Below are 14,617 nucleotides of genomic sequence, written 5' to 3' on the forward strand. Positions count from 1 at the left end.
ACCCCTCCATGATGCGGCCAGATCCCCTCGGCAGCAGCACGCGCCGACGGTGAACGCCGCGGACCGGCCACGGGCCCGAGGCCACCGTGGCTCACCATGTGTGACGCCCCTCGCCACCCGGCGCCGGGCAGTGTAGACATAGCACATGGTCGGACTATTGGGTCGATCCCGGGCTCAGTCGACCCGCCGCCTCAAGACAGCGCTCGGTCAGCGTGAGCCACACGGAGGCAGGCACCGACGCAGCCCGTCCGCCGGGCCACGGTCGGCGCTGAGCGGGCGCAGCGTCGCCGGACAGGTTTTCGTCCTGCAAGTGGTGATCGTGGTGCTCCTGGTCGTGTCCGCGGTCGTGGCCCTGGTGCTGCAGGTCCGGCACGACAGCACACAGGAGGCCCGCAACCGTTCGCTCGCCGTCGCCGAGACCTTCGCCAACGCACCGGGCACCCGCGCGGCGCTCAGCGCCCCCGACCCCACGGCCATCCTTCAGCCACGGGCGGAGGCAGCCCGCAAGGCGTCGAAGGTGGACTTCATCGTCGTGATGAACACCGACGCGATCCGCTACACCCACCCCAAGCCCGACCGGATCGGAAAGAAGTTCGTCGGAACCACCGCCCCCGTACTGGCCGGCCACTCCATCACCGAGCAGATCACGGGCACCATCGGGCCACTGGTGCAGGCCACGGTTCCCATCAAGGCGCCCGACGGCAAGGTCGTGGGCATGGTGTCGGCCGGGATCACCACCGCGAACGTCGGCGGCGTCGCGGACCGGCAGCTGCCGATCGTGCTGGCCGCCGCGGGCGTCGCCCTCGCCCTGGCCACGGCGGGGACAGCGCTCGTGAGCAGACGGCTGCTGCGCCAGACCCGTGGCCTGGGCCCGTACGAGATGACCCGCATGTACGAGCACCATGACGCCGTGCTGCACGCCGTACGGGAGGGAGTAATCATCGTCGGCGGAGAGGGGCAGCTGCTGCTCGCCAACGACGAGGCGAGCCGGCTGCTCGACCTGCCCGACGACGCCGAAGGGCAGCAGGTCCTCGACCTCGACCTCGACTCGGACACCGCCGGCCTGCTGGCCTCGGGACGGGTCGCCACCGACGAGGTGCATCTGGTCGGCGACCGGCTGCTGGCCATCAACCAACGGCCCACGGACCTTCAGGGCGGCCCGGCCGGCAGCGTCGCGACGCTCCGCGACTCGACCGAACTGCGCGCGCTCTCCGGCCGGGCCGACGTGGCACGCGAGCGACTCAAACTGTTGTACGACGCAGGGGTGGGCATCGGTACGAGCCTGGACGTGACCCGCACCGCCGAGGAACTCGCGGAGGTGGCTGTCCCGCGGTTCGCGGACTTCGTCACCGTGGACCTCGCCGACGCCGTGCTGAACGGGCAGGAGCCGGACGCGGGCACCGATCTGCGCCGCACGGCGTCCGGCGGAATCCGCAAGGACGCTCCGCTGTATCCGGTCGGCGAGCACATCGGATTCGCCTCCTCCACACCACAGGCCCACAGCCTCCGCACCGGCCGGGCCGTCATCGAACCCGACCTCGGCGGGTCCCCGGGATGGCTGGCACAGGACCTCCAGCGCACCGCCCAGGTCGTGAACTACGGAATCCACTCCCTGATCACGGTCCCCCTGCGGGTGGGCCCCCTGGTGATGGGCGTGGCCAACTTCTGGCGCTCCGAGAAGCCCGAGCCCTTCGACATGGAGGATCTGGCCCTCGCCGAGGAGCTGGTGGCCCGTGCGGCGGTCTCCATCGACAACGCGCGCCGCTACACCCGCGAGCACACCATGGCCGTGACACTGCAGCGCAGTCTGCTGCCCCGCAACCTGCCCGAGCAGAGCGCCCTGGACATCGCCTACCGCTACCTTCCCGCCCAGGCGGGAGTCGGCGGCGACTGGTTCGACGTCCTGCCGCTGCCCGGCGCCCGTGTCGCGGTCGTCGTGGGCGACGTCGTCGGCCACGGGCTGCACGCGGCGGCGACGATGGGCCGGCTGCGTACGGCGGTCCACAACTTCTCCGCCCTCGACCTGCCTCCCGACGAGCTCCTCGGGCTCCTGGACGAGCTGGTCGGCCGTATCGACCAGGACGAGGTCGCGGAGGACAGCGGAGCCGCCGTCACCGGCGCCACCTGTCTGTACGCCATCTACGACCCGGCCTCCCGGCGCTGCACGGTCGCGCGGGCCGGACACCCGCCGCCGGCGCTGGTCGGCCCCGACGGCAGCGTCGACTTCCCCGAGGTGCCGGCCGGTCCCCCGCTCGGCGTGGGCGGCCTCCCGTTCGAGACGGCCGAGCTCGAGCTGGCGGAGGGCAGCCGCCTGGTGCTCTACACGGACGGGCTCGTCGAGGACCGGGAACGGGACATCGACACCGGCCTTGACCTGCTGCGCACCGCCCTGGCCGGGGCCGACCGGTCGCCGGAGGACACCTGCCGTGCCGTACTCGACGCCCTGCTGCCGGCCCGGCCGAGCGACGACATCGCCCTGATCGTCGCCCGCACCCACGCGCTCGGTCCCGGGCGGATCGCCGAGTGGCAGGTGCCGTCCGACCCGGCGGCAGTCGGCGAGGTGCGCGCCTCGGTCACCCGGCAGCTGGCGGATTGGGGGCTGGACGAGATGGCGTTCACCACGGAGCTGATCCTCAGCGAGCTGGTCACCAACGCGATCCGTTACGGCAGCGGCCCCATCCGCGTCCGTGTGCTGCGCGACCGCACCCTGATCTGCGAGGTCTTCGACGGCAGCAGCACCTCACCCCACCTGCGCTACGCGGCCACCACGGACGAGGGCGGACGCGGCCTGTTCCTGGTCGCCCAGCTCGCCGAGCGCTGGGGCACCCGCTACAACCCCGCCGGCAAGGTGATCTGGGCCGAGCAGCCGCTGCCCTGAGCCCGAGCCGGGCAGCCGCCGTCTCCTGAGCCTGGTGCGGGGCGTACGCGCTCAGCCGGGCGCGGACGGCGGCCCCTCGCCGGCGTCCACCTCCGCCACCGGCCCCGGCGCCGCGTGAGCCGTCTCGCCGACCTCGACCGGGGCATCCCTCGCCGGTACGAGGGACTGGGCGCCGCCCTGGAGGCGTTCCAGGTCGGAGGGGCGCACCTGGATGGGCCGAACATGAAGACCCGGCGCCGGCCGAGGATGTCGCCGGAACGTCCGCCGAGCAGGAGCAGCCCGCCGAAGGTCAGCGTGTAGGCGTTGATCACCCAGGACAGGTTCTCGGTCGAGAAGCCGAGCGAGGTCTGGATGTGCGGCAGCGCGATGTTCACGATGGTGATGTCGAGGACCACCATCAGCTGGCAGGAAGCGATGACGAGGAGCGCGATACGACTGCCTCGGCCCCGCTCCGGGGACTCGGCAGGTGCGGAAGGTGTCGGGTGAGCGGCCGTCATCGGAGGGCCCCGCGTCCGGGGTCAGCAGTGAACGCAGACGTTCACTACATCGACGTTAAGCCTGAGCGCCCTGCCCTTCCAATCGATCAAAGGGTCCCGGTGGGAAGGCGATGGGACGGGCGGGGCTCAGCGGGCGAGGCGGCCGAGCAAGGACGAGGCGGACAGGATGCCGAGGGCCGCGGCCAGGACAAGAACCCCGTAGTCGAGGGCCAGATGGGCGGGTGTGCCGAGCAGCAGGCCGCGCAGCGCGTCCACCTGGTAGCTGAGGGGGTTGAACTTGCTGACGGTCTGGAGCCAGCCCGGCATGACGGCCACCGGATAGAGGGCGTTGGAGCCGAAGAACAGCGGCATGGTGATGGCCTGGCCGATGCCCATCAGACGGTCGCGGGTGAGCACGATGCCGGCGATCGTCATCGAGAGGCAGGAGAAGAAGGCCGAGCCGAGGACGACGGCCACCGCGACGCCGAGCAACCGCAGCGGATTCCAGGTCATCGCCACCCCGAGCAGCGCGGCGATGACGACGACCACGACCGCCTGGATCACCGCCTTCACCCCGGAGGCGAAGGCCTTGCCGGTGATGAGCGCCGAGCGCGGAGTCGGTGTGACGAGGAGCTTGGTGAGGATCCCGGCGTCCCGCTCCCAGATGATCTGGATGCCGTAGAAGATGGCGATGAACATCGCGGACTGGGCGATGATGCCGGGCGCGAGGTAGTCGAGGTAGGGGATGCCGCCGGTGGGTATCGCCTTGATCCGGGTGAAGGTCTCGCCGAAGATCAGCAGCCAGAGCGCCGGCTGGACGGCCCGGGTGTACAACTCGGTGCGGTCGTGGCGCAGCTTCTGCAGCTCGACCGCGCACATCGCGCCGACCCGGGCGGGCAGCACCTTCCAGCCGCTGCGGGCGAGGGGCGGCACGACGAGCAGGTCGAGGCCGGCCGGGTGGACGCGGTCAGCCGACACGGGACGCGGTACGGCGGGTGCTTCGGACATCGCTGAAGTCTCCTGACTGGTCGTCGAGGCCGCTGCCGGCGATGTCGCGGAAGACGTCTTCCAGCGTGGGCAGTTCACCGTTCTTCGCGGTGCCGCGCCGCTCACCGAGGCCGGTCCTCAGCTCGTCGGGGGTACCGAGGGCGCGGACGCGGCCCCGGTGCATGAGCGCGACCCGGTCGCAGTACTGGTCGGCCTCGTCCATGTAGTGGGTCGTCACCAGGACGGTCATACCGGTGGCCGCGCGCACGGCGTTGATGTGTTCCCACACGCTCGTCCGGGCGATCGGGTCGAGCCCGATGGTCGGCTCGTCGAGGATCAGCAGCCGGGGCGCGCTCACCAGTGCCTGGGCGAGTTCGAGGCGGCGGACCATGCCTCCGGAGTACGTCTTGGCAAGCCGGTCTGCGGCGTCGGTCAGGTCGACCGCCGCGAGCGCCTGGCCGACGCGCGCCGCGCGCTCCCGGCGGGAGACGTCGAAGACGCGGGCGAACAGGGCCACGTTCTCCCGGCCGGTGAGTCCGGAGTCGGCGGAGAGCTGCTGCGGTACGTAACCCAACAGGCGGCGTACCGCCATGCGTTCGCGTGTGGCGTCGTGCCCGAAGACCCGGACCATGCCGGCGGGTACGGGCAGCAGCGTGGTGATGCAGCGGATCGCCGTGGTCTTGCCCGCGCCGTTGGGCCCGAGCAGTCCGAACACCTCGCCGTCGCGGACGGAGAGTTCGAGCCCGTCGACCGCGGTGGTCTCACCGAAGGCGTACGCGAGCCCGGCACAGGTGACGGCGTCCGTCCCGGCATCGGCCGCCGCCGCCCGGGCGCCGGCCGCGTCCGGCCCATGGCTTGCCCGCGCGGCCGGTCCGCCAGCGGCATCCGTGCCGCCATCGGTCGCCAGGGCCTGTCCCTCAGCGACGTCCGTGCCGCTGTCGACCGCCGGGGCCTGTCCCTCAGCGGCATCCGCGCCACTGTCGACCGCCGGGGCCTGTCCCTCAGCGGCGTCCTTCCCCTCGGCGGCCGGGCTCCCCCGCCGGGCGGGGTCTCCCCCTCCGGTCGTGTTCCGCGTCATGTCTCCTCGGCCTCCTCGTGCAGGTTCGCCGCCAGCTTGCGCAGGGCCGGAAGGGCCGCCTCCAGGGCCGCGCGGTCCGCCTCGTCGAGACGGGCCACCTGGCGCCGTACGAGTGCCGCGCGCCGCGCGCGCCAGTCGCGCAGCCGTGCGTCGGCCGCCGGTGTGGGCAGCAGTCGCGCGGCCCGCCGGTCGGCCGGGTCCGTCTCGCGGATCAGATAGCCGTCCCGCACCAGTTGGTTGACCAGCGTCGAGACCGAATTGCCCGCCAGGTAGAGCTCCTTGGCGGCTTCCGACACGCCGATGCCCGGGCGGGCCACGACCAGGCGCAGCAGCTCGACCTCGGCGCCACGCAGCCGCGGGGCGGTCATACCGCGGCGCAGCTGCCGCCGGATCAGCCGCTGCACTCCGGCCAGGGTGTCGGCCAGGGCGTCGGGAAAACTCTCTGACTCCACTCTTCGAGAATAGCTCTGTGTCAGAGGTATTTCGGGAAAGGGAAGGTCAAGAGGGGGCAAGCAGAAAGCCGGGCGGCCCGGCGCAGGGGCCGGGCACGAGCGGCCGACGGGGCGGCAGCGTCGTACCCGGCCCTGGTGCGAACCGAGAGCCCGCTGTCAGTGGTCCTTGAGTTCGTCGATGCGGGCGGGTCCGCCGGTGGTCACCGACTGGATGGCGGCGAGGGCGACGGCCAGGGCGGCGCGGGCGTCCTCGCCGGTGACGGCGGGGGCCCGGCCGGCGCGGACGCATTCGGTGAAGTCGGCGAGTTCGGCCACGTAGGCGTCGTGGAAGAGGTCCTGGTCGTACCGGACGGATTCGGCGGTGATGCCGTCCGGACCGTAGGAGGTCAGAGGGGTGCGGCGGATGTCGCCCATGGTGAGCATGCCCGCCGAGCCGAACACCTCGCCGCGGACGTCATAGCCGTACACGGCCTGGAAGTTGGCCTCGGCGGTGGCGAGCGCGCCGTTGTCGAAGCGGATCGTGACGACGGCGGTGTCGAGCAGCCCGCGGTCCTTGAAGTCGGGGCGGACCAGCGCGTCGGCCATGGCGAAGACCTCGACGGGCTCGGCGCCGTGGTTGAGGAAGCGCAGGGTGTCGAAGTCGTGGATCAAGGTCTCCAGGAAGATCGTCCACGGCGGGATACGGGCCGGGTCCGCCAGCCTCGGGTCACGGGTGAGGGAACGGAGCAGTTGGGGGGTGCCGACGGCACCGGCGGCGACCTTGTCGTGGGCGGCGCGGAAGGCCGGGTCGTAACGCCGGTTGAAGCCCACCTGGAGAGCCACGCCGGCCTCATGGGCGGCGGCGATCGCGCGGTCGGCCTCGGCGAGACCGATCGCCATGGGCTTCTCGCAGTAGACCGCCTTGCCCGCCCGTGCCGATGCCTCCACCAGGTCGGCGTGGGTGCGGGCCGGGGTGGCGATCACCACCGCGTCGACCTGCGGGTCGGCCAGCAGGTCGCCGATGTCGGTGTACACCGTGGCACAGCCGAGCGGGGCGGCGAGGCGCTCCGCGGCGCCCGGGGCGGGGTCGGCGACAGCGGCGAGGCGGACGCCGGGCAGGCGGTGAGCGAGGGTCTCGGCGTGGAAGGAGCCCATCCGTCCGGCGCCTATGAGACCGACGGCGAGCGGTTGTTGCGTGGCCATGCGAGTTCTCCATACCTGGGTGAGGGGGTGCGTGGGAGGTCTTCGTCGGTGAGCGAGTGCGGGGCGGTCGCCGTCAGATGGTGAACGCGGAGCGGAAGCGCTCCAGGGCGAGGTCGCTGTCGCCCGAGGCCCATGCCTCCATGGCGACCGTGCCGTCGTAGCCGAGGTCCGCGAGGGCGCGTGCGACGGCGGGGTAGTTGATCTCCCCGGTTCCGGGTTCGCGGCGGCCGGGGACGTCGGCCACCTGGATCTCGCCGATCAGGCCCCGGCCGTGGGCGCGGCGGAGCAGCTCGATCAGGTTCCCCTCGCCGATCTGCGCGTGGTAGAGGTCGAGGTTCATCCGCAGTCCGGGGCGGTCCACGGCCTCGACCAGGGCCAGGGTGTCGGCGGCCTTCGCGAACGGCACTCCGGGGTGGTCGACGGCGGTGTTGAGGTTCTCCAGGGTGAAGACCACCCCGGCGCTCTCCCCCAGTGCGGCGATGCGGGTGAGCGTGCGGTGGGCGGCGATCCACATCGGGCCGGTGGCGTCGCCGGTGACGGCGGTGACCGGGAGCCCCTCGGAGTCCAGGCCGGTGCCATGCAGGTTCAGCCGGGGGCAGCGCAGCCGCGCGGCCGCCTTGACCGACTCCTCGGCGGTGCGCAGCAGTTCGGCCGCTCCGTCCTCGTCGGTCAGACTGCCGCGCAGGTATCCGGTCATCGAGGAGAAGACCGCCCCGCTCCGCTCCAGTGCGGTCAGGTCGTGCCGGGTCCAGTCCCAGATCTCGACCTGGAAGCCGGCGTCGTGGATACGCCGTGCCCGGTCCTCGACCGGCAGATCCCGGAAGACCATCTCGGCGCAGACCGCCAACGTGTACATCGCCCATCACCCGCTTTCCGGTGGCCGGGCTTCTAGAACGTTCTAGTCCCGGAGCAGCAGTACGCCAGCCGCCGAGCGCCTTGTCAAGGCTCCGCGAAGGCCTTCGAGCTAGAACGTTGCAGTAATGCCGACCAGTGTGTTCGCGTCTGGTCTACGATCCTCGGCGGGAAGAACACTTCGACCAGGAAGGGCCTCCGTGCCACCCACTCCCGCGGTCCCGAGCGGAAAACGGCCGACTCTCGCCGATGTCGCGGCGCGGGCGGGTGTCTCCGTCGCCCTGGTCTCCGTGGTGATGCGCGGGGCCAAGGGAGCCGGAGCCGCCACCCGCGAGCGGGTGCTCCGGGCGGCGAAGGAGATCGGCTACCGGCCCGACTCCCGGGCGCGCCTCCTGCGCAGCAGCCGCTCACGCCTGCTCGGGGTGCAGTTCGGACTCCAACAGCCGTTCCACACCGACCTGGTGGAGTTCCTGTACGCCGCTGCCGAGCCCCTCGGCTACCAGATCGCCCTCAGCGCCGTCGCCCCCAGCCGCAGCGAGCGGCAGGCCGTGGAGGCACTGCTCGGCGACCGCTGCGAGGCCCTGATCCTGCTCGGTCCGCAGGCCCCCGCCGCACGGCTGGCGGAACTCGCGGCGCAGCTGCCGGTCGTGTCCGTGGCCCGGCGGCTGCGTCCCCCCGCCGCGGGCGTGGATGTCGTACGGACCGCCGACGACGAGGGCGCCCGCCAGGCCGTCGACCACCTCGTGGCCCTCGGCCACCGCGACATCGCCCATATCGACGGCGGCCGGGCGCCCGGCGCCGCCGACCGGCGCCGCGGCTACCGTACGGCCATGAACCGCCACGGTCTCGGCGACCGCGTCCAGGTCCTGCCCGGCGGACTGACTGAGGAGGACGGCGCCGCGGCTGCCCGCGTCCTCCTCGACGCCGACCGCGCACCCACCGCTGTCCTCGCGTTCAACGACCGCTGCGCCACCGGCGTCCTGGACACCCTTCTGCGCGCCGGCGTACCCGTACCCGGCCGGATCTCCGTCGTCGGCTTCGACGACAGCCGCCTGGCCCGGCTCAGCCATGTCGACCTCACGACCGTCGGTCAGGACATCTCGCGCCTCGCGCAGCTGGCGGTCGGCCGGGCCGTGGCACGGCTGGAAGGCGAAGCGGCATCCGAGGGGCCGGGGCAGGAGATCGTCGTCGAGCCGCACCTCGTCACGCGCGGCACCACCGCCGCTCCCCCGTCGGCCTGAGCCGTCGGCGCTCCCCGTACGGGCACTCGGTCATCCATGACCAGTAATCGACACACCCGCCCGCCCCATTGACACTTACCGTCCGGTAATGTCGCGCGACAGGCCCCCAGAGGAGGAACCGTGCCACGGTCGGAACGCTCGCCCTTGTTGCTCGCCGGCCTATTGGCCACCGCGGGCATCACCCACTTCGTCGCGCCACGCCAGTACGACGCCACCATCCCGCGGGCTCTGCCGGGTACGCCGCGGACCTGGACCTACGCGAGCGGTGCCGCCGAGCTGGCGCTGGCTGCCGGGGTGGCGCTGCCCCGTACACGGCGTGTCGCGGGGCTTGCCACCGCCGCCTTCTTCGCCGGCGTGTTCCCCGCCAACGTCAAGATGGCCGTGGACTGGCGCAACCGGCCCGCACCCCTCAGGGCCGCGGCTCTCGCCCGGCTCCCGCTGCAGGTGCCGCTCGTGCTGTGGGCGCGCGGTGTCGCCCGGAGCGGGGAGGGACGGTCATGACGTCTCGGGTGAACGTGGGCGACACGGTCGAGGACTTCGCGCTGCCGGACGAGACCGGGGCGAGCCGGAGCCTGTCCGAACTGCTCGGCGACGGGCCGGTGGTGCTGTTCTTCTATCCCGCCGCCCTCACCGCCGGCTGCACCGCCGAGGCCTGCCACTTCCGTGATCTGGCCGCCGAGTTCGCCGCCGCCGGCGCGCGGCCGGTGGGCATCAGCGGCGATTCCGTCGACCGGCAGCAGGAGTTCGCCGGGCGCCACACCCTTGGATTCCCACTGCTGTCCGACACCGACGGGACCGTCCGCGAGCGGTTCGGGGTGAAGCGCGGCTTCTCCCTGGCCCCCACCAAGCGGGTCACCTTCGTCATCGCACAGGACCGCACGGTCTTGGAAGTGGTCCGCAGCGAAATCCGGATGAGCGCGCACGCCGACCGCGCTCTCGCCGTCCTGCGCGAGCACAAGAGCTGAATCCCCGGCGGCGCGGGGGCATGCCCACGTGAACAGGCCCCGCCCCATTGCGGATGGTGGGCGGGACCCGTTCACTGCGCCTCATTTTCGGCGGCTCCCAGGGCCCCGGGCAGGGCGCACGACCGGGCATGTCCGCAACGCGGCGCGTACCCGGTGTGGGCGCCGCGCATCCCGTGCGAACGGCTACCGGTCACCGCACGGGGATCGTGCTCGTCCCGCGTGGGATCGAGATGATCGTGCGTCAGATTGCCGCCACCGCACCGCGGTTCGCGATCAGGGCAGCAGTCGCTGCTCCTTGGCGACGGCCACCGCGCCCGCTCGGGTGTCCACCCCGAGCTTGGCGTAGATCCGGCCCAGGTGGGTCTTGACCGTGGCCTCGCTGATGAACAGGGTCCGGGCGATCTCCCGGTTGCCCAGGCCGCGGGCCAGCTGCTCAAGGATGTCGCACTCGCGTTCGGACAGGGCGGGGCGCGGGCTGCGCAGCTGGGCCAGCACCCGGTCGGCGACCGGAGCCGACAGGGCGGTGCGGCCGGATGCCGCGCTGTGGATCGCCGCGAAGAGTTCTTCCGGGCGCTCGGCCTTGAGCAGATAGCCGGTGGCGCCGGCCTCGATGGCCCGGGAGATGTCGGCGTCGGTGTCGAACATCGTGAGCACCAACACACGGGGTCCCGGCGCGCCGGGTTCTTCGCCGTCGCCCGACACCAGGTGCCGGGTGGCCGTCACGCCGTCCATGCCGCCGCCGAGCTGAAGGTCCATCAGGACGACGTCGGGCCGGACGCGGGCGGCCACGGCGAGAGCCTCCTCTCCGCTGCCCGCCTCGCCGACCACCTCGATGCCCTCGGTACTGGCCAGCAGCGCGCGCAGCCCGGCACGCACCATCGCATGGTCGTCGCACAGCAGCAGCCGGATCGGCGCGGGGGATTCCTGGGGGCTCACGGGCCGGTCTCCGTCGGGGTGTTGGAGGCGAGAAAGGTGAGGGGAATCGCCGCCGAGACCACCGTGCCCTCGCCCGGCGTGGATTCCACGGTGAGTGTGCCGCCCGACTGTCGTGCCCGGATGTCCATGGCCGGCAGCCCGTGTCCGCGCGACCGGTCCGCTTCGGGGGCAGCCAGTGCGGCCGGGTCGAAGCCGCGGCCGTTGTCGGCGATGTCGAGCGAGATCTGATCGTCCAGACACGTCAGGGTCAGCGCGGCCCGTGTCGCCGCGGCGTGCTCGCGCACATTGGCCAACGCGCCCTGCGCGATGCGCAGCAGCGCCGCCTCGACCCGCTCCGGCAACGGGCCCGGGGTGCCGTCGAGCCGGAAGGCCACGGCCAGCCCCGTACCGCTCTCCCGGTCGGCGAGCACGCTCAACGCCTCGGCCAGCGAACACTCGGCGAGGTCGGCCGGGGCCAGGTCGTGCACGAAGCGGCGCGCCTCGACGAGACTGCGGGAGGTGATCTCGGCCGCGTCCCTCATGTGTCCGCGGGCCGCGTCGGGATCCGCCTGCCACATGCGGTCGGCGGCCTGCAGCAACATCTGCTGGCTGGACAGGCTCTGGGCGAGCGTGTCGTGGATCTCCGTGGACAGCCGCTGTCGCTCCGCGAGGATGCCCGCGCGCCGCTCGGTGGCGGCCAGGTCCCGTCGGGTGCGGACCAAGTCGTCGATGAGGACGCGCTGTCGGGCCGCCTGCCGTTGCAGATGGACCAGTACGGCGGTGGCGACCGCGGCGATGGCCGGTGGGGCGACCACCATGTTGGGGTTGAGCGTGCCGTGCGACACCCGTATCTCGGAGACTACGACCAGCGCGGTGAGCCCGGCCACCACGGGCACGGCGATCCGTGCGGGCAGCGTGTGCAGTCCGGCGAACAGCAACGGCATGGCACACCAGGTGGCGCTCGGCGCCAGGGCGAGCAGCACGATCCAGACGGCCGAGACCGACCCCAGCCACGCCAGGTGCCGGGCGGTGGGCCGGCCGCCCGGACGCGGCGCGGGGGCCCACCACCGCCCGAGGACGTAGAACAGCCAGAAGAGGGCGAACAACGCCATGACCCAGGCGGTGCGCGTGCCGCTCTGGTCCCGGGTCAGGAAGCGGGCGAGCGAGGAACCGAGCAGCAGGAAGAACGCGGCGTGCATGACCACCGCCAGCCACCGCCCGTCCGGATCGGCCGACTGACCGTCGCCCCGGTGGCGCCGACCCGGATCGCCCAATTCGCCCTTGCGCTGGTCGCGCGCTTCGCGCCCGTCCGGATCACCCTCCACCCGGTCGCGCCCGACGCAATCGTCCAGCTCGGCCTCCCGCTGGTCGCCCCTGTCCCGATGGCCCAGCTCGCCCTCCAGCAGGTCGTGCCCGTCCCGATGGCCCAGCTGCCCCTCCACCCGACCGCGCCCGTCCCGCTCACACCGCTCGCCGTCCAGCGCGTCCCCCCGCCCGATCGCCGCCGTCACAGGGCGCACGCCCCCGCGTGACCGTTCACCCTGTCGCACCGACGGCCCCCTCGCTCGCCCCAACCGGCCTCTTCTCGTTCGACAGTCCAGCGTCCCCGGCGCGGCGGCGCATCATCCGATCGGTTGACATCGGCGTCCCCCGAACCGCCTCCGCATCGGGGCCGGTCGGCCACGTCGGGCCCCCGCTCGTGCGCCGAGGCTGGGGGCCAGACCCGCGAGGCGCGGCGGCCCGGCCGCGGCGCCCTCGCCGAACGAGGAGGACAGATCCGCGTGCCTGCCAAGAACGTCACCGTCAACCGGTCCGCCCTCGGGCACCGCATCGCCTACGCGCTGCGTCATCCCGGGCGGGTGCCCCGCCATCTGGTCCGCGCCACTCGGGACGCGTGGCTTCGTCACCGCTGGCCGGACCACATCGCGTACTACCGCGCGGTGATGCGGTCCGACACCCGTACCGACCCGGACGCGGCGGTCGGCAGCCGTACGCATGAGCGGTGGCTGGCGCTGGGGGCCATGCAGTTCGACTATCTGCTCGGCCACGGTCTGCGCCCCGAGCACCGGATGCTGGAGATCGGGTGCGGCAACCTGCGGGCGGGCTGGCGGTTCATCCGGCATCTGGACCCGGGGCACTACTACGGCATCGACATCTCCCCGGACATCCTCATCGCCGCGCAGGACACAATGGTGCGCATGGGGTTGCAGAAACGGCTCCCCACGCTCACCCCGGTCCACGATCTGACCCTGCGCTTCCTGCCCGACGCCCACTTCGACGTGGTGCACGCGCACAGCGTCTTCTCCCACTCCCCGCTGCCCGTCATCGAGGAGTGTCTGGCCAACATCGGCCGGGTGCTGGCACCCGGCGGCTGGTTCGACTTCACCTTCGACCGCACCGAGGGCAAGGAGCACCACGTCCTGCGGGAGGACTTCTACTACCGCACCGAGACGCTCGTCGACCTCGCAGAGAAGCATGGTCTGACGGCGCGTTTCATGGCCGACTGGGAGGAACTGCCGCACGGCCAGTCGAAGATCCGCGTCACCCGCAGCGATGCGCCCTGTCGTGAGGCGGGCCCAACGGCCATGCTGGACCCCGACGAGCCGACCGCACGATCAACGGAGCCCACATGACAGACCAGGTCACCCGTCTCGAAGTGAAGCCGGTCGCCGGCCATATCGGCGCCGAGATCACGGGAGTCGACCTGGCCGAGGAGTTGAAGGACGAGGTCGTTGACCAGATCCGGGCGGCGGTGCTGCGCTGGAAGGTGGTGTTCTTCCGCGAACAGCGGCTGGACCACTCCTCGCATGTCGCGTTCGCGCGGCACTTCGGCGAACCGATCCGGCTGAGGTCGCGCGGCAGTGCGTCGCCCCGGGACTTCCCCGAGGTCGAGACGACGGCCGACCGGCTGGAGCTCGGCGGGCGCTACGGCATGGACCACGAGGAGTGGCTGCGCCGGCGCCGCCATTCGCTGCTGCGGGGGTGGCACTGCGACCACGGGGCGCGGGTGGATCCGCCGGCCGCGACGATCCTGCGTGCCGAGACCGTGCCGCCGTACGGCGGTGACACGACCTGGTCCAATCTGGCCGTTGCCTACGCGGGACTCTCCCAGCCCGTACGGGACTTCGTCGACGGGCTGCGCGCGGAACACCGGCTGGGAGTCGGGTACCAGGCGCGGCCCGGTGACGACGCCTACGTACGGCATCTGCTGGACCATCAGGTCGCCTCCGAGCATCCGCTGGTACGGGTGCACCCGGAGACGGGTGAGCGGGTGCTGTTCGTCAACGGCTACTACATCGAGCAGATCCTGGGGGTGTCCCGGATGGAGAGCCGGGCACTCCTGGAGATGCTGCTGGAGCAGGCGACCCGGCCGGAGTACACGGTCCGGTTCCGGTGGGAGCCGGGCAGCGTGGCCTTCTGGGACAACCGGGCCACGATCCATCTGGCGCCCAGCGACACGGCGCATGTCGACCACCCCCGGGTCATGCACCGTGTGATGCTCGCCGGCGACGTCCCGGAAGGGGTGGACGGCAAGCCGTCGGTGCCGATCGTGGGCAGCGAACCGCAGCGCTGGTAGACGGCGGGGCAGGA

14 protein-coding genes and 1 pseudogene are annotated in these 14,617 nt (G+C 72.2%); 7 read left to right on the forward strand and 8 right to left on the reverse strand.

Annotation, left to right across the window (positions count from 1 at the left end; genetic code table 11):
* Window positions 1–145: 145 nt before the first annotated feature.
* Window positions 146–2,878: a SpoIIE family protein phosphatase gene (locus tag AB5J50_RS03845; protein WP_369254878.1), complete on the forward strand. Its 2,733-nt coding sequence runs from the start codon at window positions 146–148 to the stop codon at window positions 2,876–2,878.
* 215 nt (window positions 2,879–3,093) lie between these two features.
* On the opposite strand, the pseudogene AB5J50_RS03850 reads toward AB5J50_RS03845, so the two are convergent.
* The 6 genes and pseudogenes from AB5J50_RS03850 to AB5J50_RS03875 all read right to left on the reverse strand — a co-directional run.
* A pseudogene (locus AB5J50_RS03850) lies at window positions 3,094–3,375 on the reverse strand (MFS transporter); the annotation flags it as partial.
* Window positions 3,376–3,501: 126 nt separating this feature from the next.
* On the reverse strand, window positions 3,502–4,362 hold the full coding sequence (locus tag AB5J50_RS03855) for an ABC transporter permease (protein ID WP_369254880.1): 861 nt from the start codon (window positions 4,360–4,362) through the stop codon (window positions 3,502–3,504).
* Window positions 4,322–5,248 carry an ATP-binding cassette domain-containing protein gene (locus AB5J50_RS03860; RefSeq protein ID WP_369265298.1) on the reverse strand — a complete coding sequence of 309 codons (927 nt, stop codon included), beginning with the start codon at window positions 5,246–5,248 and terminating at the stop codon, window positions 4,322–4,324. Before AB5J50_RS03860 ends, AB5J50_RS03855 begins: the two co-directional genes overlap by 41 nt.
* Window positions 5,249–5,415: 167 nt before the next feature.
* Window positions 5,416–5,871: a MarR family winged helix-turn-helix transcriptional regulator gene (locus AB5J50_RS03865; protein WP_369254882.1), complete on the reverse strand. Its 456-nt coding sequence runs from the start codon at window positions 5,869–5,871 to the stop codon at window positions 5,416–5,418.
* Between the two features lie 156 nt (window positions 5,872–6,027).
* The gene (locus AB5J50_RS03870) at window positions 6,028–7,053 is read right to left on the reverse strand and encodes a Gfo/Idh/MocA family oxidoreductase (RefSeq protein ID WP_369254884.1); all 1,026 of its coding nucleotides are present in this window, start codon (window positions 7,051–7,053) and stop codon (window positions 6,028–6,030) included.
* Between the two features lie 73 nt (window positions 7,054–7,126).
* Complete coding sequence (locus tag AB5J50_RS03875) at window positions 7,127–7,909, reverse strand: TIM barrel protein (RefSeq protein ID WP_369254886.1); 783 nt, start codon at window positions 7,907–7,909, stop codon at window positions 7,127–7,129.
* Between the two features lie 196 nt (window positions 7,910–8,105).
* On the opposite strand from AB5J50_RS03875, the gene AB5J50_RS03880 reads away from it, so the two are divergent.
* The 3 genes from AB5J50_RS03880 (at window position 8,106) to AB5J50_RS03890 (ending at window position 10,111) form a co-directional block, all read left to right on the forward strand.
* Window positions 8,106–9,146 carry a LacI family DNA-binding transcriptional regulator gene (locus AB5J50_RS03880; protein ID WP_369254888.1) on the forward strand — a complete coding sequence of 347 codons (1,041 nt, stop codon included), beginning with the start codon at window positions 8,106–8,108 and terminating at the stop codon, window positions 9,144–9,146.
* Between the two features lie 120 nt (window positions 9,147–9,266).
* Window positions 9,267–9,647 carry a hypothetical protein gene (locus tag AB5J50_RS03885; RefSeq protein WP_369254890.1) on the forward strand — a complete coding sequence of 127 codons (381 nt, stop codon included), beginning with the start codon at window positions 9,267–9,269 and terminating at the stop codon, window positions 9,645–9,647.
* Window positions 9,644–10,111: a peroxiredoxin gene (locus tag AB5J50_RS03890; RefSeq protein WP_369254892.1), complete on the forward strand. Its 468-nt coding sequence runs from the start codon at window positions 9,644–9,646 to the stop codon at window positions 10,109–10,111. The genes AB5J50_RS03885 and AB5J50_RS03890 overlap by 4 nt, the downstream gene beginning before the upstream one ends.
* A 273-nt stretch (window positions 10,112–10,384) precedes the next feature.
* Here the strand turns inward: AB5J50_RS03890 and AB5J50_RS03895 are convergent, their stop codons facing one another.
* Window positions 10,385–11,047, reverse strand: coding sequence for a response regulator (locus AB5J50_RS03895; RefSeq protein ID WP_369254894.1), 663 nt, complete (start codon window positions 11,045–11,047; stop codon window positions 10,385–10,387).
* Window positions 11,044–12,225, reverse strand: a complete 1,182-nt coding sequence (locus AB5J50_RS03900; RefSeq protein WP_369265299.1) for a sensor histidine kinase — start codon at window positions 12,223–12,225, stop codon at window positions 11,044–11,046. Before AB5J50_RS03900 ends, AB5J50_RS03895 begins: the two co-directional genes overlap by 4 nt.
* On the opposite strand from AB5J50_RS03900, the gene AB5J50_RS03905 reads away from it, so the two are divergent.
* The 3 genes from AB5J50_RS03905 to AB5J50_RS03915 all read left to right on the forward strand — a co-directional run bounded on the left by AB5J50_RS03905 (window position 12,220) and on the right by AB5J50_RS03915 (window position 14,603).
* The gene (locus AB5J50_RS03905) at window positions 12,220–12,558 is read left to right on the forward strand and encodes a hypothetical protein (RefSeq protein WP_369254896.1); all 339 of its coding nucleotides are present in this window, start codon (window positions 12,220–12,222) and stop codon (window positions 12,556–12,558) included. The two genes, AB5J50_RS03900 and AB5J50_RS03905, sit on opposite strands and share 6 nt — an antisense overlap.
* Before the next feature lie 249 nt (window positions 12,559–12,807).
* Window positions 12,808–13,659 (forward strand): class I SAM-dependent methyltransferase, encoded by an 852-nt coding sequence (locus AB5J50_RS03910; RefSeq protein WP_369254897.1) that lies wholly within the window; start codon window positions 12,808–12,810, stop codon window positions 13,657–13,659.
* On the forward strand, window positions 13,656–14,603 hold the full coding sequence (locus AB5J50_RS03915; RefSeq protein ID WP_369254899.1) for a TauD/TfdA dioxygenase family protein: 948 nt from the start codon (window positions 13,656–13,658) through the stop codon (window positions 14,601–14,603). Before AB5J50_RS03910 ends, AB5J50_RS03915 begins: the two co-directional genes overlap by 4 nt.
* The last annotated feature ends 14 nt before the right edge of the window (window positions 14,604–14,617 follow it).

It is taken from the genome of Streptomyces sp. R35, assembly GCF_041053035.1.
Classification (GTDB): domain Bacteria; phylum Actinomycetota; class Actinomycetes; order Streptomycetales; family Streptomycetaceae; genus Streptomyces; species Streptomyces lutosisoli.

Coding starts and splice junctions, on each gene's coding strand:
- AB5J50_RS03845 (WP_369254878.1), top strand. CDS start 146: ATGGTCGGACTATTGGGTCGATCCCGGGCTCAGTCGACCCGCCGCCTC.
- AB5J50_RS03855 (WP_369254880.1), bottom strand. CDS start 4,362: ATGTCCGAAGCACCCGCCGTACCGCGTCCCGTGTCGGCTGACCGCGTC.
- AB5J50_RS03870 (WP_369254884.1), bottom strand. CDS start 7,053: ATGGCCACGCAACAACCGCTCGCCGTCGGTCTCATAGGCGCCGGACGG.
- AB5J50_RS03875 (WP_369254886.1), bottom strand. CDS start 7,909: ATGTACACGTTGGCGGTCTGCGCCGAGATGGTCTTCCGGGATCTGCCG.
- AB5J50_RS03890 (WP_369254892.1), top strand. CDS start 9,644: ATGACGTCTCGGGTGAACGTGGGCGACACGGTCGAGGACTTCGCGCTG.
- AB5J50_RS03900 (WP_369265299.1), bottom strand. CDS start 12,225: ATGCACGCCGCGTTCTTCCTGCTGCTCGGTTCCTCGCTCGCCCGCTTC.
- AB5J50_RS03915 (WP_369254899.1), top strand. CDS start 13,656: ATGACAGACCAGGTCACCCGTCTCGAAGTGAAGCCGGTCGCCGGCCAT.